This is a genomic window from Paenibacillus vietnamensis (genome assembly GCF_020169515.1).
In the GTDB taxonomy this organism is placed as follows: Bacteria; Bacillota; Bacilli; order Paenibacillales; family Paenibacillaceae; genus Pristimantibacillus; species Pristimantibacillus vietnamensis.
The window spans coordinates 12,651-37,821 of record NZ_JAHMHW010000030.1 but is presented as its reverse complement, the minus strand read 5'-3'; the positions used below and the strand labels follow the sequence as shown (position 1 = coordinate 37,821).

Annotated in this window: 24 protein-coding genes; 17 read left to right on the top strand and 7 right to left on the bottom strand. The window is 54.4% G+C overall.

What is annotated here, in order from left to right:
- Together KP806_RS26995 and KP806_RS26990 are read right to left on the bottom strand one after the other, a co-directional pair.
- A partial coding sequence (locus tag KP806_RS26995) for a hypothetical protein (RefSeq protein WP_224726853.1) occupies positions 1 to 247 on the bottom strand: 247 nt, incomplete at its 3' end.
- Between the two features lie 476 nt (positions 248 to 723).
- Positions 724 to 1,335 carry a superoxide dismutase gene (locus tag KP806_RS26990; RefSeq protein ID WP_224726852.1) on the bottom strand — a complete coding sequence of 204 codons (612 nt, stop codon included), beginning with the start codon at positions 1,333 to 1,335 and terminating at the stop codon, positions 724 to 726.
- Positions 1,336 to 1,747: 412 nt separating this feature from the next.
- Between KP806_RS26990 and KP806_RS26985 the strand changes: the two genes are divergently transcribed.
- From KP806_RS26985 to folE, 7 genes are all read left to right on the top strand, one after another.
- Positions 1,748 to 2,170 carry a GNAT family N-acetyltransferase gene (locus KP806_RS26985; protein ID WP_224726851.1) on the top strand — a complete coding sequence of 141 codons (423 nt, stop codon included), beginning with the start codon at positions 1,748 to 1,750 and terminating at the stop codon, positions 2,168 to 2,170.
- A gap of 110 nt (positions 2,171 to 2,280) precedes the next feature.
- Complete coding sequence (locus tag KP806_RS26980) at positions 2,281 to 2,838, top strand: DUF402 domain-containing protein (protein ID WP_224726850.1); 558 nt, start codon at positions 2,281 to 2,283, stop codon at positions 2,836 to 2,838.
- A complete protein-coding gene (gene lepB, locus KP806_RS26975) occupies positions 2,835 to 3,383 on the top strand; it encodes a signal peptidase I (protein ID WP_224726849.1) in 549 nt (182 codons plus the stop codon). The genes KP806_RS26980 and lepB overlap by 4 nt, the downstream gene beginning before the upstream one ends.
- 17 nt (positions 3,384 to 3,400) lie before the next feature.
- Entirely contained in the window at positions 3,401 to 3,835 is a 435-nt protein-coding gene (rnhA, locus tag KP806_RS26970; RefSeq protein WP_224726848.1) for a ribonuclease HI, read from the top strand.
- A gap of 2 nt (positions 3,836 to 3,837) precedes the next feature.
- Positions 3,838 to 5,013 (top strand): tRNA epoxyqueuosine(34) reductase QueG, encoded by a 1,176-nt coding sequence (gene queG / locus KP806_RS26965; RefSeq protein ID WP_224726847.1) that lies wholly within the window; start codon positions 3,838 to 3,840, stop codon positions 5,011 to 5,013.
- 78 nt (positions 5,014 to 5,091) lie between these two features.
- Positions 5,092 to 5,313: a YneF family protein gene (locus KP806_RS26960; RefSeq protein ID WP_224726846.1), complete on the top strand. Its 222-nt coding sequence runs from the start codon at positions 5,092 to 5,094 to the stop codon at positions 5,311 to 5,313.
- Between the two features lie 37 nt (positions 5,314 to 5,350).
- Complete coding sequence (gene folE, locus KP806_RS26955) at positions 5,351 to 5,944, top strand: GTP cyclohydrolase I FolE (RefSeq protein WP_224726845.1); 594 nt, start codon at positions 5,351 to 5,353, stop codon at positions 5,942 to 5,944.
- 94 nt (positions 5,945 to 6,038) lie between these two features.
- On the opposite strand, the gene KP806_RS26950 is transcribed toward folE, so the two are convergent.
- Together KP806_RS26950 and KP806_RS26945 are read right to left on the bottom strand one after the other, a co-directional pair.
- Positions 6,039 to 7,127, bottom strand: a complete 1,089-nt coding sequence (locus tag KP806_RS26950; RefSeq protein WP_224726844.1) for a Fe-Mn family superoxide dismutase — start codon at positions 7,125 to 7,127, stop codon at positions 6,039 to 6,041.
- 86 nt (positions 7,128 to 7,213) lie between these two features.
- Positions 7,214 to 8,269, bottom strand: coding sequence for an alpha/beta hydrolase (locus KP806_RS26945; protein ID WP_224726843.1), 1,056 nt, complete (start codon positions 8,267 to 8,269; stop codon positions 7,214 to 7,216).
- 268 nt (positions 8,270 to 8,537) lie between these two features.
- Between KP806_RS26945 and KP806_RS26940 the strand changes: the two genes are divergently transcribed.
- Positions 8,538 to 9,281 (top strand): IclR family transcriptional regulator, encoded by a 744-nt coding sequence (locus KP806_RS26940; RefSeq protein ID WP_224726842.1) that lies wholly within the window; start codon positions 8,538 to 8,540, stop codon positions 9,279 to 9,281.
- A gap of 135 nt (positions 9,282 to 9,416) precedes the next feature.
- Here KP806_RS26940 and acnA read toward each other — a convergent pair whose 3' ends face one another.
- A complete protein-coding gene (acnA, locus tag KP806_RS26935; protein ID WP_318153855.1) occupies positions 9,417 to 12,134 on the bottom strand; it encodes an aconitate hydratase AcnA in 2,718 nt (905 codons plus the stop codon).
- A gap of 245 nt (positions 12,135 to 12,379) precedes the next feature.
- Between acnA and KP806_RS26930 the strand changes: the two genes are divergently transcribed.
- The 7 genes from KP806_RS26930 (at position 12,380) to KP806_RS26900 (ending at position 20,001) form a co-directional block, all read left to right on the top strand.
- Complete coding sequence (locus KP806_RS26930; protein ID WP_224726840.1) at positions 12,380 to 13,615, top strand: amidase domain-containing protein; 1,236 nt, start codon at positions 12,380 to 12,382, stop codon at positions 13,613 to 13,615.
- A gap of 22 nt (positions 13,616 to 13,637) precedes the next feature.
- A complete protein-coding gene (locus KP806_RS26925; RefSeq protein ID WP_224726839.1) occupies positions 13,638 to 14,750 on the top strand; it encodes a D-alanine--D-alanine ligase in 1,113 nt (370 codons plus the stop codon).
- Between the two features lie 829 nt (positions 14,751 to 15,579).
- Positions 15,580 to 15,897: a hypothetical protein gene (locus KP806_RS26920; protein ID WP_224726838.1), complete on the top strand. Its 318-nt coding sequence runs from the start codon at positions 15,580 to 15,582 to the stop codon at positions 15,895 to 15,897.
- Positions 15,898 to 15,900: 3 nt separating this feature from the next.
- Complete coding sequence (gene uvsE, locus KP806_RS26915; RefSeq protein ID WP_224726837.1) at positions 15,901 to 16,926, top strand: UV DNA damage repair endonuclease UvsE; 1,026 nt, start codon at positions 15,901 to 15,903, stop codon at positions 16,924 to 16,926.
- A 37-nt stretch (positions 16,927 to 16,963) separates the two neighbouring features.
- Positions 16,964 to 17,782: a sulfite exporter TauE/SafE family protein gene (locus tag KP806_RS26910; protein WP_224726836.1), complete on the top strand. Its 819-nt coding sequence runs from the start codon at positions 16,964 to 16,966 to the stop codon at positions 17,780 to 17,782.
- 107 nt (positions 17,783 to 17,889) lie between these two features.
- Positions 17,890 to 18,744: an inositol monophosphatase family protein gene (locus tag KP806_RS26905; protein WP_224726835.1), complete on the top strand. Its 855-nt coding sequence runs from the start codon at positions 17,890 to 17,892 to the stop codon at positions 18,742 to 18,744.
- 93 nt (positions 18,745 to 18,837) lie between these two features.
- Positions 18,838 to 20,001, top strand: coding sequence for a PQQ-dependent sugar dehydrogenase (locus tag KP806_RS26900; protein WP_224726834.1), 1,164 nt, complete (start codon positions 18,838 to 18,840; stop codon positions 19,999 to 20,001).
- Positions 20,002 to 20,160: 159 nt separating this feature from the next.
- On the opposite strand, the gene KP806_RS26895 is transcribed toward KP806_RS26900, so the two are convergent.
- Both KP806_RS26895 and KP806_RS26890 read right to left on the bottom strand, forming a co-directional pair.
- A complete protein-coding gene (locus tag KP806_RS26895; RefSeq protein ID WP_224726833.1) occupies positions 20,161 to 21,471 on the bottom strand; it encodes a glutamate-1-semialdehyde 2,1-aminomutase in 1,311 nt (436 codons plus the stop codon).
- Between the two features lie 389 nt (positions 21,472 to 21,860).
- On the bottom strand, positions 21,861 to 22,940 hold the full coding sequence (locus tag KP806_RS26890) for an LCP family protein (RefSeq protein ID WP_224726832.1): 1,080 nt from the start codon (positions 22,938 to 22,940) through the stop codon (positions 21,861 to 21,863).
- Between the two features lie 414 nt (positions 22,941 to 23,354).
- Between KP806_RS26890 and KP806_RS26885 the strand changes: the two genes are divergently transcribed.
- Together KP806_RS26885 and KP806_RS26880 are read left to right on the top strand one after the other, a co-directional pair.
- Entirely contained in the window at positions 23,355 to 24,380 is a 1,026-nt protein-coding gene (locus KP806_RS26885; RefSeq protein WP_224726831.1) for an ABC transporter ATP-binding protein, read from the top strand.
- A complete protein-coding gene (locus tag KP806_RS26880) occupies positions 24,377 to 25,171 on the top strand; it encodes an ABC transporter permease (protein ID WP_224726830.1) in 795 nt (264 codons plus the stop codon). The genes KP806_RS26885 and KP806_RS26880 overlap by 4 nt, the downstream gene beginning before the upstream one ends.

The following is a 25,171-nucleotide window of genomic DNA, read 5'->3' as shown; positions in this document are numbered from 1 at the left end:
GCCCTGGCGGGAATGGCCCCGGCCCTGGCGGGAATGGCCCCGGCCCTGGCGGGAATGGCCCCGGCCCTGGCGGGAATGGCCCCGGCCCTGGCGGGAATGGCCCCGGCCCCGGTCCCGGGAACATTCCCGGACCGCCCGGCGTAATCATACGCATACTGCCGCCGCAGCCGCAGCCGCTGCCGGATGGGACCGCTTGGCGTCCCATTAACGCGGCATACTGATGCTCATCAAGGTAAGTATATTCCATGAAGGTACTCAATCTCCTTCGCACAAAGGAATTAGGCGTTTATCCTGCTGTATCGTATGCGGCAGGTGCCCATCCGGTGTGCTGCGCAGATAAAATGATCGGAAGACGGGATGAACAAGTAAAGGGAGCAGGGTTATAAGGCTAATTTCTAGCATTATTTGAGGCGATCGGCTCGTTTGGGCATGCGGAAGACGGGGCGACGGCGGGATAACAATACTTTTTATCGCAATAGTGCTTGGGTGAAGTAACTTGCAGGCCAACAGCGATAGGATTATCGTATTTGCGGCGTTCGGCGGCGTATGGACATGCGGAAGACGGGGCGACGGCGGGATAACGATACTTTCTATCGCAATAGTGCTCGAGTGAAGTAACTTGAAGGCCCGCTGCGATAGGATTTAGTGACGTTCGGTGCGTGGAGGCTAACCAAAAAACGGCGCCGCCTCGCAAGGAGGTCGGCGCCGTTTCAAAAACCTATATTACTTTACAGCCGCTTCGTAACGTTTGCCAACTTCTTCCCAGTTAACAACGTTCCAGAACGCCGCGATGTAGTCAGGGCGTTTGTTCTGGTAGTTCAGGTAGTAAGCATGCTCCCAAACATCCAGGCCAAGGATCGGCGTTTCGCCTTCCATGATCGGGCTGTCTTGGTTAGGAAGGCTGTAAACCTTCAGTTTGCCGCCGGCAACCGCAAGGAATGCCCAGCCGCTTCCGAAACGGGTAGCTGCCGCTTTAGCGAAATCGGCTTTGAACGTTTCGAAGCCGCCCAGCTCGCTTTCGATCGCTGCAGCAAGAGCTCCTGTAGGAGCGCCGCCCGCGTCAGGGCCGATCGTTTCCCAGAACAGGCTGTGGTTAGCATGTCCGCCGCCGTTGTTGCGAACGGCGGTACGGATGGATTCAGGTACGCTAGCCAGATCGGAGATCAATTCTTCGATCGATTTGCTTTGCAGTTCAGGAGCGGACTCCAAAGCTGCGTTAAGGTTAGTCACGTAAGCATTGTGGTGACGGCCGTGGTGAATTTCCATTGTCGTCGCATCGATGTGCGGCTCAAGTGCGTTGTGCGCGTAAGGCAAAGCAGGTAGTTGATGTGCCATGTGTTATTAACCTCCTAAAATTATGTAGTTATCCTAGACCATTATCCCTTATCCGATCGAATAAATCAACATTATTGTTTCAAAAGTCGAATTCTGGTCCTCTTCTTTTTTACCCCGAACTAGCATGTCCTAAGCACTGGAATTTATACGGAAAAGCGCCCTCCGTCAAAGGGACTTATTAAGCGGCCATTAGGCCCAAACTGGGTAAAAAAACCTCATGACCGCGGGGTCCTCAAGCCTTTAAAAACGACAAAATAAGTGAAAGCGCTTAAAATTAAGCGTTTTCACGAGATATTTAAAGATTTCTTTAAATATTTTAAGGAATATTAAAGATTGAAGCAGGATTTCGTGAAAAATTGTCGTATTATATTCTAGATGCAGGACTATGACATGGTATAGAAGGTGTAAAATTATGAATGTTCGTTCCTTCCAGTTGTCCGATTACAGACCGATTACAGCGCTCCTTGAGGATGTACTTACCGAAGAGTGCTACGAACAAACGATGGAAGCTTTTGCTCGCCAATTGTCATGGGACAGTGATTTGGTTCTCGTCGCTGTCGAACATTCAGAGATCGTTGGCATGATCATCGGTACGATCGATAATAACAAAGGTTATTATTACAGGATCGCCGTTTCCCGCTCCCACCAGCGCCGCGGAATAGGCAAAGCGCTAGTACAAGGGCTGCGCCAGCGCTTCGAGCAGCGGCATGTCACAAAGATATTAATTACCGCAGACGAGCACAATGAGCCGGTTTTGCCGTTATACGAGTCGATGGGGTACGCTTCGAACGACTTTTTCCGGTCTTTTCAGAAACTTGCTATTGTAACGGGCTGACGCGAAATTTTACTGCACTTGTTGTACGCAGGGCATATCTGCATCGTCAATTGATTTTGGCGGTGAGATATGCTTTTCTTATTCATATAACCTTTTATGAGGAGAACCGTATGGAACGATATCGGCATTGCGTGATCAAAAGCTTCAAACATAACGGTCATTTGCACCGGACTTGGCAGCAGAACTGGCTCGTCCCGGAGGAGCTGATGCTGCCCGAGCATGCGGCGGAAGAGATGATCGTTCTCATTAACCGACAAACGCCGATACAAGAATCCGACGGTAAAATATGGATCAGCCGCGTCCCGGCAGTCTCCTTCTTTCTTCCGGGCCAATGGTTCAACGTCGTGGCCCTGCTGGAGGAAGGGGGCATCCGTTATTACTGCAATGTGGCTTCGCCGCCGTATTTGCTGGGGGACGTGCTCACATATATCGATTACGATCTGGATGTGATCCGGACGGCCGACGGCCTCAGGTTTGTGGTCGACCAGGACGAATACGATCTGCATAAAGCAGCCTATCATTATCCGAAGATGGTGGATGAGAAGGTGAAGGAAGGGCTGAACTCGCTGATCGGGCGCATCGATGCGGGACAGACCCCCTTTCAGGAACAGCATGTGATGCAATATTATGAAGATTGGCATAGACAAAACGATGAGGTGAATGAATGAAAGCGGCAATACAAAGGCCAGAATGGGTGAAGGAGCTGCTGGACTGGGTGAAGACGCTGGTAATCGCTTTTGCCGTCGTCATGGCTCTGCATTTTTTCGTATTTAATTTATCGACGGTCGAAGGCAGCTCCATGGAGCCGACGCTGACCGACAATGAGTGGCTGTTTGTGAACAAATTCGTTTATTTGATCGGCGAGCCGAAGATCGGCGATGTGGTCATCCTGTCGGAGCCGAACGTGACGGGCAAGGACAAAAAATTTCTCGTCAAGCGGATCGTAGGACTGCCGGGCGACCGGATCGAAATTCACGACCAGCGTTTGTACCGCAACGGCGAGCTGGTCGAGGAGCCGTATACCGACACGCTCATCGAAGACATGAGCTACGGACCGGAAATTATCGGCGAAGGGCATTATTTTGTGATGGGGGATAATCGCCATGCGCGGGCAAGCCTGGACAGCCGTACCTTTCATGCGGTGCCGGGGGAGCTGATCCGCGGCAGGGCGGATTATATTTTGTGGCCGATCAAGGAAATCAAGGGACTATAACGGGAGGTAACAATCGGATGAAGGAAGTAATGCTTTATACGGACGGCGCCTGCTCCGGAAATCCCGGTCCCGGCGGCTGGGGATCGATTTTGTTTTTTGGCGTGCATCAGAAGGAAATATCCGGCGGGGAGAAGCATACGACGAACAACCGGATGGAAATCCAGGCGGTGATCGAAGGGCTTAAGCTGCTGAAGGAGCCTTGCAAGGTGACGGTATACAGCGACTCCGCCTATGTCGTGAACTGCTTCCAGAAGGGGTGGATCAATGGCTGGCTTCGTAACGGCTGGAAGAACAGCAAGAACCAGCCCGTCGAGAACCAGGAGCTCTGGAAGGAGCTGTGGGCGCTGATGAACACGCACAAGGTGGACTATGTGAAGGTAAAAGGCCACAGCGACAACAAGTGGAATAACCGCTGCGACGAGCTTGCGCGCGAAGCGATCAGAAGGATGTAGCCATGGACCGCTGGGCAAAGCTGAAGGAAGAGATGAAAGCCGCGGCGCCAAGTCTCGGCATCGATAAGATCGGGGTAGCCTCGGCCGATCCGTTCACCAGCCTGAAGCAGATTCTGCTTCGTCACCGCGAGCTGGGCAGGGAATCGGGCTTCGAGGAGCCGGATATCGAGAAACGGACGAATCCCGGCCTGCTCTTCGATAATCCCCAATCGATTATCGCCATCGCCGTCGCGTATCCTTCGAAGCTGAAGGATCCCCCGAAGTCGGAGCCGGGTGCGAGACGGGGCATACTGTCGCGCTCGGCATGGGGCGAAGATTATCACCGCGTGCTGCGCGACCGGCTGGCCAAGCTGGAGCAATGGCTGCGGGAACGTGTGCCCGAATTACGGGCGGAAAGCATGGTCGATACGGGCGCATTATCCGACCGCGCAGTCGCGGAGCGCGCAGGCATCGGCTGGAGCGCCAAAAACTGCTCGGTGATTTCACCCGAGCTGGGCTCCTGGATCTATCTCGGAGAAATGATTACGAATTTGCCGCTTGAGCCGGACGAGCCGGTAACCGAAGGCTGCGGCACCTGCACCAAATGCATAGACGCATGTCCGACGGATGCGCTTGTCGGCCCCGGGGAGCTCAATTCGAGCCGCTGTATCTCTTTTGTCACCCAGTCGAAAGGCATGCTGACCGACGAGCTGATGCGGAAAATCGGCAACAGGCTTTACGGCTGCGATACGTGCCAGACGGTGTGCCCCGTCAACCGGGGCAAAAACTGGACTCACCAGCCGGAGCTTCAGCCGGACCATGAGCTGGTCAAGCCGCTGCTGCTCCCGCTGCTGACGATCGGGAATAAGGAGTTTCAAGCGAAGTACGGGAAAACCTCCTCGGCATGGCGGGGCAAGAAGCCGATTCAGCGCAACGCCGTCATCGCGCTTGGCAACTTTAAAGAAGCGGCAGCCGTGCCCGATCTGATCCGCGTGCTGGAGCAGGATACGAGGCCGGTCCTGCGGGGGACGGCGGCCTGGTCGCTGTCCAGGATCGGCGGCAGCGAGGCGCTGGAGGCGCTGCGCAAAGCCGCCGGTAAGGAAACCGACGAGGAGGCGCTGGCTGCGATCCGCACGGCAATTGAACAGGTCCGGAAAGCGGAAGCGGCCGGTCCGGAAGGTACCGGACAAACCGTGTAACTTTCATTGCGAACATGGGGCGAACATGCTATCATGGGAGCATTATGCTGCAGAGAAAAGGAAGGGTCTGGTGACATTATGAATTGGGTTAACATTGTGGTTCCGATCGTAACGTTGTTGGCAGGAGCCGTCGGCGGCTTCTTTATCGGCGTGTTTTATTTGCGCAAGCAGCTTGAGAAGATGCAGAACGATCCGGAAATGATTCAGAAGATGGCCAAGCAGATGGGCTACAACCTGAACAAGCAGCAGATGGCCAAAGCGCAGAACATGATGAAAAATCAAAAATTCCCGCGCAGGTAGGGAGAAGAGAAGGACACACCGGAAGGAGGGGTTTTGAATGGCGGGAAAAAAAGATTACGTCAATTCGAGGGTAACGGCAAACCGGGAGAAGATCGAGCACCATATTAAAGAGATCCTGAAGCTCGTAGGCGAAGACGTCGAGCGGGAAGGGCTGCTCGAGACGCCGGCCAGAGTGACGCGGATGTACGAGGAAATTTTTGCAGGGTACGAGGTCGACCCCCGCGAGGTGCTGGGCGTCACGTTCGATGAACAGCACGAGGAGCTCGTTATCGTAAGAGATATCGTCTATTACAGTCAATGCGAGCATCATATGGCGCCGTTTTTCGGCAAAGCCCATATCGGCTATATTCCTAGCGGCAAGATCGCCGGGCTCAGCAAGCTGGCGAGGCTGGTAGAGGCGGTTACCCGCCGCCTGCAGGTACAAGAGCGCATCACCTCGCAGGTGGCTGATATTCTCGACGAGGAGCTTAAACCGCACGGCGTTATGGTCGTTGTGGAAGGAGAGCATCTGTGCATGTGCGCGCGCGGCGTCAAGAAGCCCGGCAGCAAGACGGTCACGTCGGCCGTACGCGGGGAGTTCCGCACGAGCGCGGCGCTTCGCTCGGAGTTTCTGACACTGCTCAAGCAATAGAGGCTGAACATGATAAAAGTCCGACGGGAACCGGACATAGACCCTGGTCATTGTACACATGGGGCTATGCTCGGCGTTCTCCGTCGGACTTTTTTTAAACCGGCTGCCAAACGAGCTTGCGCGCTTCCGCGAAACGTTCGGCGACATAAGGCCAGTTGACGACGTTCCACCAATCCTGGATATAATCGGGCCGCCGGTTTTGATGCTTCAAGTAGTAGGCGTGCTCCCAGACATCGAGCGGCAGCAGCGGAACGACATCCCATTGGGACAGGTTCTGGTGCTTCTCGGCGGTCAAAATCTCAAGCCGTCTGCTGCGGGGGCTCCATACGAGAATGGCCCAGCCGCCGCCTTCCACCTTCGCCGCCGCTTCGCTGAACTGCTGCTTGAACGCCGCATAGCTGCCAAAATCGTTCGCGAGCTGGGCGGCCAGCTGCCCGGCGGGCTCCCGGCCGCCGCTCGGAGACATCGTGCTCCAAAACAGCGTATGGAGATAATGCCCCGCTCCGTTAAAGGCAAGCTCGCGCTCCCAGTGCTTGATTAGCTCGAAGTTACCGGTCTCACGGGCGGCTTGCAGCTGCTTTTCCGCTATATTCAATCCATCGACGTACGATTGATGATGGACATCGTGGTGAATTTTCATCGTAAGCTCATCGATATATGGCATCAGGGCGCTATAGGGGTAAGGAAGGGGAGGCAGCTTGTGGCCGCCGGGAGGAACCTGCTGAATGGGCGCGCGGTAATCCGGATTCGCCTGCCTGCTCTCGGATTGCCCATAGCCGCTCATGGCGCCGATATAATAATCGGATTCCCGTATGGCATGCTGGATGATGGTCCGCTCGATCGACGGTTTGTCCGGTTCCGTGATCCTCTCAATCAGCTGGGTGAGCTGATCCACGTAGGTACGGGACTGTTTGAGAGCCGAAGCGACTACCGTATCCACGTTTTTTTCCGCGTTTTTGGGAAGCCGGGAAGGATAGGCCTGCCACTCGTCCAGCCATTCGGACGCATAATCCGAGGTGCGGACGAATATCGGCTCCCAGGCTTCAAGCAGCTGTATATATTGGCGCTCCAGCCTTGGGGCTGCTTGCATAATCATCGAATTGTGTTCCTTCTCCTGCATTTTCCACTGACGAACCATTTCCATGACCCGGACGGGCATGAGCGAACCGTAAACAAAAAGCACGACCATCGCCTCCTTCTGCCGCAGCTAGTTCATCATTACTAGATGTATTCGCCGCGGCGGCGGCTTATGTCGTGCTTTCCCCGTTACTATGCCCGATCTGATTGCAGCTGCTGGTCGACCTGGCTCAAAAATAAAGCGGCACGCTGTATATATTCGGTCGGATGCGCGCGGAACAGCATTTCATGCTGCCCTTCCGGAACGATCCACGTGCGCGATAGCGGGCTCCCTTGGCTGTCGGCAACGGCTTCGGCCGTTTGGTAAGGAGCTTTCACGTCATTCGTGCCATGCATAATAAACAATGGAATGTCATAGACGTGCGAGATGACCTCCTGCGCCGGTATGGAGCCGAAGCTGCTGCCTGTCCACAGCGGAATGAGCGATTCTATCATTGGCAGGGAGAAGTTCGGCAGGGTGACAAATTGGTTTAAATTATCGAACAGAGCTTTCGAGCTTGGGATGAACAGGCTGTCTAAAATCATGGCATCGATATCTCCGGTTTGAAGAGCGGCTTGCAGAGCCGTTCCCGCGCCCATCGAGAAGCCCCAGACGACGATATCCTCCGCACCGCGGGATTTGACATAATCGACTGCTGCCAGAAGCTGCTGGGATTCCTCCAGTCCGCCTGTGGCCGGAGCTTTGTATTCCTTCGACGCATAGCCGTAATCAAACATCAAAATATTATAATTCAAGCCGTGCAGCAGCTTGGACAGCTCGTACATCGGCACCCAGTTTTCTTCGCGGTTGGCTCCGTAGCCGTGGCTGAAAACTACGGTTCGCTGCGATTCGGCTTTCTCGCCGCCATCGGTATCCGCCGGTATATACCAGCCGCTAACGGTCGTGTTGCCGCTCTTGCTCGGAAATACGACATTCTCGTACGCTACGCCGATCGCTTCCTGAGGATTCGATTTAAGCGGCGCAACGAACGGATAGGCAAGCATCCAGGCGACATAGCCGTGAAAGATCACGAAAGCCAGAAGGCACATGGCCGTAATGGAAGCGGCGGAAGCGACCAGCAGATGCCTGTTCCGGCTCTTCGCCTTGTTGCGTTTGAAAATGTACTCGGCATCCGGCATAGGAAATGGTTGAAGGCCCTGTGGAAAACTGCCTTCAAGCGGCAAAGGTGTCATCGTGGTTGTGCTCATGAGGATCATCTCCTATCAGTTCGGCGCAGGGGCATCCGGGGAGCGAACGCTGTCGCAAGTATCGGAATTTGAAAGCGCTTATCGTTTCTAGTCCTTTTATCGTAGACCGGTTCTAAAGGCCTGTCAATTGATGTCGGGATATTGTTAAGCAGTTGTAATACAGCTGTAATGTAAACAACTTTTCTTTACGAAAATAGTCGTAATGAGTTATACTGAATGAGAAACAGTTTCATTGAGTGAAACTTATTGGCCAAGGAGGTGCAGCGGCATGGAGGAAGGAAAATCGACGGTCCGGTCGGTGGATCGGGCGCTGGATATTTTGCTTTGCTTTACGATGAAGACGGACTGGGCGATGACGGAAATTGCCGAACATGTCGGTTTGCACAAGAGCACGGTTCACCGGATGCTCGCCACTTTGGAGGAGAAGGGTTTTATCGAGCGGGACCGGTCGACGGACCGCTATCATTTGGGTCTAAAGGTATGGGAGCTATCCGCCAATTTGTCCAGGACGGATGACCAGGCGACGATCTGGCTGCCCGAGATGGAGCGCTTGCGCGACCAGCTGGGAGAGACGGTCAGCATCTATGTCAGAGACGGCTCGGAGCGGATCCGGATTCAGGCGGTGCAAAGCAATCAGGCCGTGCGCAGGGTAGCTCCGGTAGGCGTCAGGCTGCCTCTGTATGCAGGCGCTTCGAGCAAGGTGCTTATCGCCTACACAGATCCGGCCGTTCAGGAAAGCATCTTCGGAGATCCTGCTTGGCTGTATTCAATCGATCTCGATCAATATAAGCAGCAGCTTGACGAGATTCTCGCCAGCGGCTATGCCACGAGCTTCGAGGAACGGGAAGCGGGAGCTGCGGCTTTGTCGGCGCCGATTTTTGACCGGACGGGAAAAATAAAAGCGGCGCTGTCCGTCTCGGGACCCGCCAGCAGGCTGACGATGGATACGATGCGCGACTATGCGCCTACGCTGATGGAATCGGCCAAGCGGATGGGAATCATGATCCTGTAATTGATATAAGGAAACAGGCAGGCCGGTGAAGTTCACTCGCGCCTGTTTTTATTTTCGATAATAAAAAAGCCACGCCTCCCAAATTCGGGAAAGCGTGGCTTTTTCATTTAAGCCGTAAAAAGGCGTCAGCCTCGTTTACGCCTGCATGTTAGCGATCATTTGGCGAAGCACCGTTTGCAGGATGCCGCCGTTGCGGTAGTAGTCGACGTCAACCATCGAATCCAGACGAACGATTGCAGGGAATTCGAACGTTGTGCCGTCTTCGCGGGTAGCGGTAACCGTTACTTTCGAGCCCGGCGTTACGTCGTTGTTCAAGCCGGTAATATCGAACGTTTCGCGGCCGGTAATGCCAAGCGTTTTCCAGCTTTGGCCTTCCGTGAATTGAAGCGGAAGAACGCCCATGCCCACAAGGTTGGAACGGTGGATCCGCTCGAAGCTTTCAGCGATAACGGCTTTAACGCCAAGCAGGAATGTGCCTTTAGCCGCCCAGTCGCGGGAGCTTCCCGTACCGTATTCTTTGCCGGCGATAACGACGAGGTTTTTGCCGTCTTTTTGATATTTCATCGATGCATCGTAAATGGACATAACTTCGTCCGTAGGCAGGTAAGTCGTTACGCCGCCCTCGGTGCCCGGAGCCACTTGGTTACGGATACGGATGTTCGCGAACGTACCGCGCATCATCACTTCGTGGTTACCGCGGCGGGAGCCGTAGGAGTTGAAATCCTTGCGCTCTACGCCATTATCGATCAGGTATTGGCCGCCCGGGCTGTTAACCGTGATGTTGCCGGCAGGCGAAATGTGGTCCGTCGTGACGGAATCGCCCATCAAAGCAAGCACGTTAGCCGATTGGATGTCGGCAATGTCGGACAGCTCGGAGCCAAGGCCTTCGAAGAACGGCGGGTTTTGGATGTAAGTCGATTTGGAATCCCACTCGTAGCTTTCGCCTTTAGGTACCGAAATCGCGTTCCAACGCTCGTTTTGCGTAAATACGTTCTCGTATTTGTTGCGGAACATTTCGGCGTTCAGAGCGGCTGCCATCGTCTCGCTGACTTCTTGGGAAGTCGGCCAAATGTCCTTCAGGTAAACTGGCTTGTTATCTTCCGTGTAGCCGATCGGATCGGTCGTCAGGTCGATGTTCGTCGTGCCGGCAAGCGCATAAGCGATAACGAGCGGCGGCGAAGCCAGGTAGTTGGCTTTAACCTGAGCATGTACGCGGCCTTCGAAGTTACGGTTACCGGAAAGCACAGCGGATACCGTCATATCGTTATCGGCGATCGCTTTGCTGACTTCGTCAGGAAGCGGACCGGAGTTACCGATACAAGTTGCGCAGCCGTAGCCTGCAACGTGGAAGCCAAGCGCTTCAAGCGGCTCGATCAGGCCTGCTTTGGTCAAGTATTCCGTAACGACGAGCGAGCCCGGCGTCAGGGAGCTTTTCACATAGGCAGGTTTCTTAAGGCCGAGAGCAACAGCTTTTTTAGCTACGAGGCCGGCGCCAACCATAACGCTAGGGTTGGATGTGTTCGTGCAGCTCGTAATCGCCGCGATAACGACAGCGCCGGTGCCCATTTTGCTCACTTGTCCGTCATTATGCTTAACTGTTACGACTTGCTCGATTTTCTCGTCGCTCAGGCCGTAACCGCCTTTATCGATAGGAGTGCGGATAATGTTATTGAACGATTCCTTCATCGCAGTCAGCTCTACGCGGTCTTGCGGACGCTTAGGACCTGCGAGGGAAGGCACGATTGTCGAAAGGTCAAGCTCAACCACATCGGAGAATACAGGGTCCGGTGTTTCGTCCGTGCGGAACATGCCTTGCGCATGGTAGTATTTGTCAACCAGATCGATAAGATCCTCGGAGCGGCCGGTTTGACGCAGGTAGCTGAGCGTTTCGCTGTCGACAGGGAAGAAGCCGATCGTAGCGCCGTACTCAGGTGCCATGTTCGCAACCGTTGCGCGGTCCGCAAGGCTGATGTTGGAGAGGCCAGGGCCGAAGAACTCGACGAATTTGCCGACAACGCCTTTTTTACGCAATATTTGAGTAACCGTCAGAGCCAGGTCGGTAGCGGTAGCGCCTTCCGCGAGCTTGCCGGTCAGCTTGAAGCCGATAACCTCAGGCATAACGAAATAAAGCGGCTGGCCAAGCATGCCGGCTTCTGCCTCGATACCGCCAACGCCCCAGCCGACTACGCCAAGACCGTTAATCATCGTAGTATGAGAGTCCGTACCTACGAGCGAGTCCGGGTAAACGACAGTTTCGCCGTCTACAGTTTTAGTAGCCGCAACGGATGCAAGGTATTCAAGGTTAACCTGGTGAACGATACCCGTTCCAGGAGGAACCGCGCGGAAGTTATCGAATGCCGTTTGCGCCCAGCGGAGGAACCGGTAACGCTCTTCGTTCCGTTCGAATTCCACTTTCGTGTTGTACTCGAGAGCTTCCGGGGAGCCGAACGCGTCAACCATAACCGAGTGGTCGATAACAAGGTCAACCGGTACAAGCGGGTTGATCTTCTTCGGATCTCCGCCTGCTTTTTGTACGGTGTCGCGCATTGCCGCAAGGTCAACGACAACCGGTACACCGGTGAAGTCCTGCAAAACGATACGGGCAGGGATAAACGGAATTTCTTTATCTTCGCGGCCTTCAGCCCAGTTTGCAAGCTGCTTTACGTGCTCAGGCGTGATGGCGCGTCCGTCGAATTGGCGTACGGCAGCCTCGAGAAGCACTTTGATCGAGAAAGGCAGCTTCGAAATGTCGCCAAGCCCTTGCTCTTGCAGCCCGGTAAGGCTGTAGTAGGCGAAGGATTTGCCGCCTGCTTCGAGCGATGTGCGAACCGAGTAATGGTTTTGTGTAGACATCATCATTCTCCTCTTTGAGTGTAGTGCGTGTTTCATTCTGTGAAACACAATTTCAAAATCTCTATAGACCTATTATATCTTTAAAACCTCGGCTACGTAAAGTCCATTTATGCCCTTTGGAGCATGTAAATCGGTTTGAAAACGGAATTGGCGAATGTTACATGAATCGGCTGTTCGGCTCATATAATGAAGCAGTTATTCTGTGTTAAGCTAATGTACCGGCATGATTTCAAGGAGGGATTGCGATGCCTCGAACGGGTAACCGTGGACCGGGCAGCCAAGGTCAGAAGCGTAATCAAAGCACTTCCAAGCAGGCGTCCTCAGCACGAAAGCCGCAGCCTGAGGCTGCTGTTCATGCAGCTCCGTCCGGCGGCAATAAGGATTCGCAGCCGAAATCCACGCTCAATTCGCTGCTTCGCTCCTCGGATTACGAGCAGAAGAGACAGCAAGGCGAGACGCAAGGCTGGAAGTCCTCGATCCATAGGTACGTCAGCCTGTACAATCAAGCGGAAACGAATCAGCAAGCAGGCATTTTGTCCGATTTCGTAACGGACGGCGACCATTGCGCCCGTCTCCACGGCAGACTCGACCGGCTGCGCTCGCGGGACCTGATGAGAGGCGCGCTGCCCGCCGGCTGCGAAACGAAAGCCGAGCTGGTCCGGGTAAACGAGTCATCCAGCGAAGTATCCGTACTGATCAAGCTTCATATCAAAAGAAGAATGGAGCAGTCCGGGCGATTCTACATGGAGGAGCGTTCCGAATACGAGCGCATCTGGCTGGGCCTGTCCGCAGGCGAATGGGAGGTTCTCCGTGTGGAGCCGCTCATTGCGGAAAGAAGGCCGCGCTTCGGCATGTCCAATGACAACTGGATGACCGTCGACGATTACTCGGAGCTCTTCGACGATTCGTCAACGCCATCAATACCATACTTAAATTATGACCTAATCCCGCAATTCAAACACCGTCAGCCGGGGATTCGCTACAGGAGAGATTTGGCTGCGGCCTACGCGGACCGTTGGTGGAACGAGGGGAACCCGGCTTACGAGCTGTTCGAGGTCAACTGCACCCATTACGTCTCGCAGTGTCTCTTTGCAGGCAATGCCCCGATGAACTATACTGGTAAAAGAGAATCCGGCTGGTGGTATAAGGGACGGAATAAAGGCAGCGAATGGTGGAGCTACAGCTGGGCGGTATCGAACGCCTTGACCAATTTTTTATCCGGCTCCAAAAATACGGGGCTCAGGGCCGAGGTCGTCCAGTCGGCGGATCAGCTCCAGCTTGGGGACGTGATCACGTATGATTGGAACGGCGACCACCGCTTCCAGCACAGCACGATCGTCACCGCCTTTGACTCGTTCGGCATGCCGCTCGTCAATGCGAACACCGTTGCCAGCAGGCACCGCTATTGGGACTACAGGGATTCTTACGCCTGGACGGAACAAACGAAATATCGTTTTTTTCATATTGCCGATCTATTATAATTTTCGTACCGGAGGATATGCCATGGGGAGCAAAGTTAGAGTTGGATTAGTATATGGGGGGAAATCGGGGGAGCATGAAGTCTCCTTGCAGACGGCTTTTGCCGTTATGGGAGAATTCGATTACAGCAAATATGAAATTAAGCCTTTTTATATAACGAAGCAAGGCCAGTGGAAAACCGGCGACGTGCTGCATGCCCGGCCGGCCGCTGTGGAAGACCTTAGATTCGAATCGGGCGGGGCGGAGCAATCGGGCTTCGCGCTCGCGCCGTTGTTCGACGGCTTGAACGGGGGCGCTGCAGACGGCGAGCCTGCGGTCGACGTCGTATTTCCGCTGCTGCACGGTACGTTCGGCGAGGACGGAACGATTCAGGGCTTATTTGAAATGGCCAATATTCCGTATGTAGGTGCCGGCGTTCTGGCATCCGCCGTCGGGATGGACAAGATTATGATGAAGAAAGTGTTTGCGCAGGAAGGCTTGCCGCAATGCGTATTCCGTTATTTTAACCGTACCCAGTGGGAAAGGGATTCTTCTTATTTCATTATGGAATGCGAGGTTGCGCTCGGGTATCCGTGCTTTATCAAGCCGGCCAATTTGGGCTCGAGCGTAGGCGTATCCAAAGCGAAAAACCGCGAAGAGCTTATCAAAGCGGTAAATTACGCGTTCCGCTTTGACCGCAAGGTTATCGTCGAAGAGTTTGTCGATGCCCGCGAAATCGAGGTGAGCGTGCTCGGAAACGACGATGCGAAGGCGTCCGTTCCGGGAGAAATTACGGCTTCCAATGAATTTTACGATTATAAGGCCAAGTACATCGACGGCAAGTCCACGATGCAAATTCCGGCGAACCTTCCGTCCGAAACGGCGGAGTCGATCCGCGAAATGGCCGTACGGGCGTTCCAGGCGATTGACGGCTCCGGTCTGTCCCGGGTCGATTTCTTCCTGCGGAAAAACGACAATCAAATTTTTATTAACGAGGTTAATACGCTGCCGGGCTTTACTCCGTTCAGCATGTACCCGCTGATGTGGAAGGAAAGCGGCGTTCCTTACAAAGAGCTGTTAGACACGTTAATCAGCCTGGCTCAAGCCCGCCATGCCGATAAGCAGCGAATAGACTTTACGGGCGACGCGGCAAAATAAAGCGAAATTGGCGAATAGATTCCGCTGCACGAACTGTAGATGCGAAAGAGCCCGCTGCTGCGCGAGTCAAACCCAAGAGGCGAAAGAGCCTGCTGCGCGTGCCATTTGATCTTTCTATCGCGTTGAAACCCCATTCTTCTGATTTCCTTGGACCTTGTTTGGTGAAGAATGGAGTTTCAAAAGCGACCGCTTCGCTTTTCCAGATTCAAATGGACCGCTCCGTTCGATATTCGCCTGCAAGACATGGGCCTGACTGCATTCCGTACATTAGAATCGCTTAGTGTGCAGCAGGCTCGGCAGCCACGCTGCAGTTTTTGCAGCAGATTTGGCTCTAATACATAACTTCATCACTCTCGGATCATGATCAAATGCATAAACTGCATCTGAAGTCTTCAACGTAAACCATATGTTAGATTTCTGATGCAGTTTGTACAGCAGAAGCAGCAGCATATGCGGCTCAAGCGTCAAGTAATGGTGCAGTTAAGCGGCAGGGACTGGCGGAGATTCTAAAGTAACCAGATTTGTCCAACTTCAAGCGTGTCCCAAAGGGACGAGCGTTCCAAGCGCAGGAAGTGGAGCACCCGTCTCTGTCCCTTCCGCGTTACTCAGGAACAGGTACCCCTGGTGCTCTGCAGTTAAGCGTGTCCCAAAGGGACAAGCGTTCCATGTGCATGAAGTGGCTCACACCCGACTCTTTCCCTCCAACGTTCTGCAGGGGGTGTCCAGAGGGCGAAGCCCTTGGGGCCCTCCCTTGGAAGGGAGGGTTTGGGAGGGTTCGAAAGCCTTAGAAGGTTTGGATGGGTATCCTACGGAAAGGAGGGAATTTACAATGGGTTTCGCAACCGAATTTAACTCCGTATGCAAATTCAAGTCCGAGCAGGAGCTTTATGAATTGTTGGAGTACGGCCGGGGTAAAATGGTCAAGAGCGGCTTTCGCGTATTTCCGACCGGCCAAAAGGTAATTGCCTACACGCCGTCCAACGAAGCGATCGCGATCGTCCGTATTCTGGCTTCTATCGCCGAAATCAATTTTCAGGGCGAGGAAGTGACGCAGGTGGAGATGGAGCTGGTGAGAAAGCTGACCGAGGAAGAATCGCGTATTCAAACGGCGCTAGCTTATGAAATGTTTTTCGGGGAGCGCGCATAGCCGATGATCGTCCGATTCGGTTTTGTCGCCATGAGCCTGCAGCTGACCAACGCCTCCCCGTCCAAGACGATGACCTTTGCCAATTTCTCGAAGCTGGATGACCGTGAAGCGGGCATCCGCAAGCTGGAGAGAATCGCCGAGGAGAATTTGAACAACTCGCTGCGTATCCTGAAGCTTTGCCATGCTAGCGGCATCCGTATGTACCGCTTTTCCTCCAAGTTGATACCGCTCGCGACTCATGAACAATTAGCGGACTGGGATCCTTTTGCGGAGCTGGGAGAAAAATTCAGGGAAGTGGGCAGCTACGCCAAGGAGCATGGCATTCGCGTTTCCTTTCATCCGGATCATTTTTGCGTATTCAGTACGCCGAGGCCGGAGGTGCTCGCCAAATCCGAGCTTGATTTGCTGAACCATATTCGGATGCTTGAAGCGATGGGACTGGATGAAGCAGCGAAGTGCAATATACATATCGGTGGAGCATACGGCGACAAGGCGGTGGCCGGCGAACGTTTTGTTCGTCAGTTCGGAGCCTTGTCGTCTCGTTTTAAAAACCGGGTCACGCTCGAAAACGACGACAAAACGTTTACCGTGCTTGAAACGCTTGAGGCGGCGGAGCGGGCGGGTATTCCGATGGTGCTGGACATCCATCATCACGCGGTAAATCCCGGCGATACGGCTGAAAACGAGCTGTACGAGCAGCTATGGCCGCGAATAAGCTTAACGTGGCAAAAGGAACGGGAGCGTTTAGGCTATGCGCAGGAGCGGCAGCTGCCGCCCAAAATTCACGCCTCCAGCCCCAAAAGCGACACCGATCCGCGCGGCCACGCCGATTTTGTGGAAGCGGAGCCGCTTGTCCGTTTTTTGCGCCATGCGGCCCGTACGACGGAACACTTGGACTGCATGCTGGAAGCAAAAAGCAAGGACGAGGCTTTGCTCAAGCTGATCGAAGATCTGCGGCTTCTGGAGGCGAAGGGAGAAGCCGTCAAGGTTTTGGATGGCGGCAGCGTGGAAGTTTTTCCGCAGGTGTAGAGGTAAATGAATCCCGCAGTGAAAAGGTGAATGCTTCATGGAATGGATATTTCTTGTTTTGCTCGGGGTTGTGGCCGCCATGTTCGGCAGCATTGTCGGGCTTGGCGGGGGCATTATTATCGTGCCGAGTCTTATGCTCCTGGGGCCCGCGCTGACGGGCGGATCCATCGAGCATGCAGACGCAGTCGGCATCTCGCTTATGGTGCTGGTCGTTACGGCGCTGGCATCCACTCTTTCCTATGCCAAACGCAAAATCGTCGATTTTCGCAGCGGCCTCCTGTTCTTCATCACAAGCGGACCCGCGGCTATACTCGGCTCTGCCTTGACGGGGACGCTGCCTTCCGGCTTATTCCAGCTCGTGTTCGGCGTTTTTATGCTGCTCATGGCGGCATTATTGATCGCCCGTGATTATATGAAACCGTTTGCGAAACAATGGCCGATCGTTCGGTCGATAACGGATGCGTCCGGCCAAATCCATACGTACAGCTACGGCATCGTTCCGGCGCTGGCGATCGGCTTCGGTGTCGGCCTTATATCCGGCCTCTTCGGCATCGGAGGGGGCTCCTTGTTCGTTCCTTTGATGGTGCTGCTGTTCCGCTTCCCGGCGCATGTGGCGACGGCGACTTCAATGTTTATTATCTTTTTGTCATCCATTCTCGGAAGCGGCATGAAGGCGTATTTGGGGGAGATCGACTGGCTGCTTGTGCTTGCGCTTGCGCCGGGCGCCTGGATCGGAGGCAAGCTTGGCGCGGCGGTTGCGGCGAGAATGAGCGGAAAAGGCTTGCTGTGGCTGCTTAGAGTGACTCTTCTTCTTCTTGCCTGCCAGCTTATTTTTGAAGGAATTAGATCTTTTTAATACCGCGAAAATGTTCGTATGCGAAACTTGAAATCGGGTTCATACGTAACAAAGGAGAACATGGGTTCAGCGCTCATGATTATACATAGAGGGAAGAGTGATAGTTCGTGAGTGACCAGGATAATGGTTCCGTCATAGGCGGGAAGAGCTTTACTGCCGTGGCTATCAATTGCGCATCGAAAGCAGGAGAATGGATTCAGACGAAGCTTGGCAACTACGCAAGCCTCGATTTAAAATATTCCTCGCACGACCTCGTTACGGAAGTAGATAAAGGCTCGGAGCGGTTGATCCGAAATTTGATTATGACTCATTTTCCGCATCATTCCTTTCTCGGGGAAGAAGGCGTCGAGCCGGGGCCGGAGGCTTCTACGAAGGCGCTCGAGGATGTCCGCGATGCGGAATATTTGTGGATCGTGGATCCGATAGACGGAACAACGAATTTTGTACATGGTTTTCCTTTCTTCTGCGTGTCGATCGCGCTTGCGCACAAAGGCGAAGTTATCGTTGGTGTCGTATACGACCCGATGAAGGATGAGCTGTTCATCGCAGAGAAGGGGAAAGGCGCGTACGTTCACGGCAAACGGATGCAGGTTTCCGGCGAGGACACTCTGCACGGAAGCTTGATCGCGACCGGTCTGCCGGCCGATCACCAATATGCGCTGCCTCTGAATCTAAAGGGCATTCAAGCGATCGCGCCGAAGGTGCGCAATCTCAGAATTACCGGCTCTGCCGCGCTTCATATGGCTTATGTTGCGGCGGGCCGCCTGAGCGGCTTTTGGGAGATCGGGCTGAACAGCTGGGATTTGGCGGCGGGCGCGCTGCTGATTCAGGAATCGGGCGGCGTCGTTGGCGATACGCTGGGTCAGCCTTACCATTTGGGCGTGCGCAACGTCGTCGCGTCGAACGGATTGATTCAGAAGGAGCTGGCAGCAGCGCTTCAAGCGGCAGGCGCAGCTCAATAAGGATGAAAGGACAACGAGCTATGCAGCATGCAGGCGCGTTGTCCTTTTAGGTTTGAACGGCTTGGGAAATTCGTCTAAAGGGGGGAGATTGACATGGGCACGGCGTCAAAATTAGCGGCAATGCTGACAATTAGCGTATGGTTAGGGCTGCTCTCCGCATGCGAGCAAGATGAGGCGGTAGAACCGACAGACCCGCCTGCCGCAACGGCTTCGGAGAAGCCAGCATCAACTCCGGCTGCCGGCGGAAACGGAGGAACAAGCGAACCGTCGCCGGAGCCTGAACGGCCTTATGAGGTATTGGCCGACCAGCTGAGAGTACCTTGGGTAATCGAGTTTGCCGCGGATACCGTCTATATTAGCGAACGTGAAGGCAATGTCGTTATGGTAGACGGGCAGGATATGACCCGGCAAAAGGTTAACTTGCAAAAGTCGGTGCACGGGCAAGGCGAGGGGGGCTTCTTAGGCTTTTTGCTGGCACCGGATTTCGAGCAGTCGAAGGAAGCTTATGCGTATCACACCTATGAAGAGGACGGGGAAACGTATAACCGCGTCGTCGTGCTGAAGCAAACCGGAGATCAATGGGACGAGGTGAAGCCTCTGCTTGAAGGCATTCCAGGCGCCGCGAACCATGACGGAGGACGGATGGCATACGGTCCCGACCGGCTTCTGTACATCACGACCGGAGATGCGCAGCAACGCGAGCTCGCACAAGACAAAGACAGTCTGGCCGGCAAAATATTAAGAATGACCCTTGACGGCAAAGTGCCTGCGGACAATCCGTTCCCCGGTTCGTATATCTATTCTTACGGCCATCGGAATCCTCAGGGGCTGGCCTGGACGGACGACGGCGTCATGCTGGTGACGGAGCACGGCCCTTCGGGCTCGCCCGGCGGCCATGACGAAATCAATATCGTGGAGCCTGGCGGCAATTACGGCTGGCCTGCCATCTATGGCGATGCCAAGCAAAGCGGCATGAGTACGCCGGTCTATCATACGGGCGAGACCGCCATCGCTCCTTCCGGCGCGACCATCGACGGCCGCAACCGGATGCTGATCGCCACATTAGTAGGCAGCGCGCTTTACCGGTTCGATCGGGCCACGAAGGAGATGTCGATCGTATTCGAGGGCGAAGGGCGGCTTCGCGACGTGAAAATCAACGACGGACGAGTATATGTCATTACGAACAATACGGACGGCCGCGGCGTACCCGGGGAACGGGATGACCGGCTCCTCGTTTTAAACGGGATTAACGATTGACGGAATAAACAAGCGTAAACGGATAGTGCCGTCCCTTGGTTGCAATATCTGCGTTTCGCGATGAGATATAGGCGTCAGTATAGGAGTGAAACTTATACTGTCCTATATCTTAAAAAAGTGCCGGCAAGCATGCATGGAGCAGCTTGCCGGCATTTTTGCTTACAGGCGCGATAAAGCGAAGTTAGCGGCGCTAATCGTCGCGTCGATGTCCGCTTCGGTATGGGCCGTCGTCAGGAACCAGGCTTCGTATTTGGAAGGGGCAAGATTGACGCCCTGCTCCAGCATCAGCTTGAAGAAACGCCCGAACAGCTCGCCGTCGGTATTTTGCGCTTCATCGTAGTTCGTTACCGGATGGTCGCAAAAATGGGCCGAGAAGGAGCCGCGAATCTGGTTAATCGTCAGGGAGATGCCGTGTTCCTTGGCTGCCGCATGCAATCCGGCCGCAAGCTTTGTGGCGAGCGCGTTCATCCTGTCGTAAACGCCCGGCTCCTGCAGCACCTCGAGACAGGCGATGCCCGCGGAGATGGAGGCCGGGTTGCCGGCCATCGTACCGGCCTGGTAGGCCGGGCCGAGCGGGGCGACCTGCTCCATAATTTCCTTACGGCCGCCGTAAGCGCCGATCGGCAGCCCTCCGCCGATGATTTTGCCAAGCGCGGTCAGATCGGGCTCTATCGCCTGCCGGTCCGGGAAGGCGACATAGGTTTGCGCAGCGCCGTAATGGAAGCGGAAGGCGCTGATCACCTCGTCGTAAATAACGAGCGCACCGGCATCGCGGGCCAGCTTGCAAAGCCCTTCCAGAAAACCTTCATGCGGCATGACCATGCCGAAGTTGCCGACGATCGGCTCGACCATGACGGCAGCCGTTTCGTCGCCCCAGCGCTCCAGCGCTTCCTTCAGGGCGGGCAGATCGTTGAAGGGCACCGTAATAACCTCGGTGGCAATGCTGGACGGAACACCGGCGCTATCGGGAATGCCGAGCGTCGACGGTCCCGAGCCTGCGGCGACGAGCACAAGGTCGGAGTGGCCGTGATAGCAGCCGGCGAATTTAATGATTTTGGACCTCTTCGTGTAGGCGCGGGCAACGCGGATCGTCGTCATGACCGCCTCGGTCCCGGAGTTCACGAAGCGCACCTTGTCCATGGAAGGAATCGCTTCCTTCAGCATGCGCGCCAGCGTAATCTCAAGCTCTGTCGGCGTGCCGTACAGCGTGCCGTTCATGGCGGCGCGCACGATCGCTTGCGTAATATGAGGATGCGCATGACCGGTAATGATCGGCCCGTACGCGGCCAGGTAATCGATGTAGCGGTTATCGTCCACATCCCAGAAATAAGCGCCTTCGGCGCGCTTCATAAACACCGGAGCGCCGCCGCCGACCGCCTTATAGGAGCGGGACGGGCTGTTGACGCCGCCGACGATATGCTGCAGAGCTTGTTCGTATAGCTTTTCGGAATTCGGTCGTTGAGTTGTCATAGGTATTCCTCCTTTTAATAACGTGCTTTATGGGTTATGGAGCTTGAAGTTCGATGAGTAATCGGATGAAAGCTGGATATGATGGATCTAGATTTGTCCGAAGCTTCGACATCGTAAAATTACTGGATTTAATGTATCTAAATAGGCCCAATTGGCCCGATACTCTGATTTAGACTATATTAGCTGTAGTGAATACAGTTAATCCGTAAAAATGAAGCTGGGAGAGGAATTTAGCTGTATGAAATACAGTTAATACTATGGAATGGCTAGTGTCGGGTGCAAATGTGCGACGGCAAGAAGCCAGCCGGGGGTTATGAGTCCAGGCGCATCAAATTGCAGCTATAATAAAATACACGCAAGCAGCAAACGCCGCCTGCGTGTATGGTTAGCTACTGTTGAGCTTGACCTGACATCAAACTGTCGGTTTCGCTGCCGCTTACTGTCCCGGCGGCATCCACGGATGAGGCGCCGTCAGGAGATGCCGTAGGCGGCACCAGCGTGTCGTCCTTCTGCAAAGTCGATTGGACATACGCCCGAAGAGCATCCTCGTCGCTGATCCCGATGACGGAAGCTCCTCCGACACGGTCCTCGGCGATGAGCTCCATCGGCGGAATTTGGGTCGTGCTGGCGACATGGCTCTTGACGCCAAGCTGGCCGAGCTTCAGCATGTCGGTGACGCTGATATTCATATCTACATAAGGCTGTACGCTGTCAAGAATCTTCTTCATCCGGACGATGTTCCAGGTGGACTGAAGCTCTTTGGATACTGCCTGCAGGAAATTGCGCTGGCGCTCCGTGCGCGTAAAATCGCTCATCGCGTCGTGGCGGAACCGCACGTATTGTAGAGCCTTGCTGCCGTCCAGCAGCTGGTAGCCCTTTTTCAGATCGATATCGTACCGGTTGCCGTCAGCGTTGTCGACGTAGTGCATGTCCTTCTCGACATCAAAGTAAATGCCGCCGATCGTGTCGATCAGAGCCTTAAAGCCTTCAAAGTCGGTGTAGACGTAATATTGAATGTCGAGACCGAGCAAATCGCCGACCGTTTTCATCGCAAGCGGATATCCGCCCAGCGTGATCGCCGTATTCACGCGGCCCCGGCCGTGGCCTTCGATATTCACATACGTATCCCGAAGAACGGAGAAGAGATGCGCCTTCTTCGTTACCGGGTCAAAAGAGGCGACGAGTATGGAGTCGGACCGCGCCATTTGACCTTCGTCCAGGCCGCGGGCATCCCCGCCCAGCAGCATAATGTTAACCCGCTCCGTGCCCTCCCATTCAGGAATCGGAACCGGGGTGTTCTCCGGATCGTTAACAACGGTCTCGTCCGGATTTTCGTCGCTAAAGTTGTCCAATGCATTATATACGCCGACTCCCCAATAGATGGCGAACGCAAGCGCCGCACCTATAATGACCGAGAGGCTGACAAATAACCATTTCCACCGTTTTTTCTTCTTCGCTTGTTTGCGCATTTCGTTAGAAGTGCTCCTTTCAAGGACTGTTGGCTCGGGTATGCTAAAGAAATTGTAACACGCAGGCTTGCGCGTACCGGGCATTGAGTTATTCTAAAAAATATAAGGCAGTATAAGTTTGAGCTTAAAACCGACTTATATTTCTAGGCGGCACGACTTTTTGCCGCCAAAGGAAAGCACAGAACCGAATTTTTCGCAAAGCTGCAGCTATCTGTTCGTACACAGAGCCAGCCGTTTACGCTTGTTGGATGTAATCGTCCCGAGCCGTTTACGCTTCGCTTGAACTGATGTATGATTACATATCATAAAATTATAAAGGCGAAGGACATGCCGACGCAAGTTTTATCATTTTAGGTCATATAAAATCGGTATTTCCTAGGAAATGTCGAAAACGAAAGGGGCTATACCATTCCAATGCTGGCCATAGATGTGAAGGATTTACGAAAGCAGTTTCGGGTGCAAAAAAATCGCGAAGGCTTATCCGGCGCCCTCAAGGACCTGTTCAAACGGGAGTACAGCGAGGTGACGGCGGTTAAAGATATATCTTTCCAAATTCCGCAAGGCGAAATATGCGGATACATCGGGGAGAACGGAGCCGGGAAATCGACAACGATCAAAATGCTGACGGGCATACTGGTGCCCACTTCGGGCGAGATCAAAGTAAACGGATTTGTTCCCTATAAGGACAGGGAAAAATTCGTGAACGGCATCGGAGTTGTTTTCGGACAGCGTTCCCAGCTCTGGTGGGATATCGGCGTGATCGAGTCGTTCCAGCTGCTGCGCAAGGTGTACCGGGTTTCGGAGCACGATTTCAAGAAGCGGCTGAACGAGCTGGTCGAGCGGCTGCAGCTTGGCGATTTGCTGAACAGGCCGGTCCGCAAGCTCAGCCTCGGGCAGCGGATGCGCTGCGAGCTTGTGGCGTCGCTGCTTCACAATCCGTCGATCCTTTTCCTCGACGAGCCGACGATCGGACTCGATATCGTCGTAAAGACGGAGATCCGGGATTTTCTGATGCAGATGAACAGGGAGCAGGGAACGACGATTTTGCTGACGACACACGATCTTCAGGACATCGAAGCGCTCTGTACGCGGGTCGTTATGCTGGATGACGGAAGAATCATTTATGACGGGGGCCTGGAGGAACTTAAGACGCGCTGGAGCAAGGGGCGTGAAATCCAGTTCCAATTCGCCTCCCAGACGTCTCTGTCCAAGCTGCAGCAGCTGACGGAAACGCTTAATGTCACCTGGACGCTCGAGAACGACGTAACCGCCAAAATGTGGCTGCCGCACGCCGTCAGCGTTTCCGATGCGCTTGCCCGGGTTGTAGGCGGAGCGGATATCCGCGACATTAAAATTTTCGAGACGAATACGGACGATATCGTTCGCGGCATTTACCAGACCGGCTCGGCTGCGGCGGGTAAGGAGTCGGCGACGCCATGATGAGCGCTTATTTCGATTTTGTCCGGATCCGCTTTCTGATGATGCTCGCTTACCGGGTCAATTACTACAGCGGCATTATTATTTATGCCATTAACATAGGCGCATACTACTTCCTATGGCAGGCGATTTACGGCGATCAGCCGACGCTGGCCGGCTTCACGGTCAGCCAGATGACGACCTACGTGGCCGTATCCTGGATGGCGCGGGCCTTTTATTTCAACAATCTGGACCGCGAAATTGCGAACGAGATCCGTGACGGCAGCGTTGCCGTTCAGCTCATCCGGCCTTACTCGTACCTGCTGGTCAAAATGATGCAGGGCTTCGGGGAAGGGCTGTTCCGCATGCTGCTGTTCATGATTCCGGGGATGATCGTCGTCTGTCTCATCTTCCCGGTCACGCTCCCGACGGATCCGGTCACCTGGCTGATCTATCTGGTCATGCTGTTTTTCAGCTTCCTGATCAATTCGCAAATTAATATTTTGACGGGGTTGTTCGCGTTTTTTGTCGAAAACAATGAGGGCATGATGCGGATGAAGCGCGTAATGGTCGACCTGTTCTCCGGCGTCGTCGTTCCGATCGCGTTTTTCCCGGGCTGGCTGTCAACCATTATGCAGTGGCTGCCGTTTCAGGCGATCACGTATTTGCCGAGTTCCGTTTTTACGGGCCGTACGCCGGCAGGCGAGGCGCTGCATGTATTCGGCTTGCAGGTGCTGTGGTTCGCCGTCCTGCTTGTGCCGATCTGGTTCATGTGGCGCGCAGCCCGCAGACGCTTGTTCGTGCAGGGAGGGTAA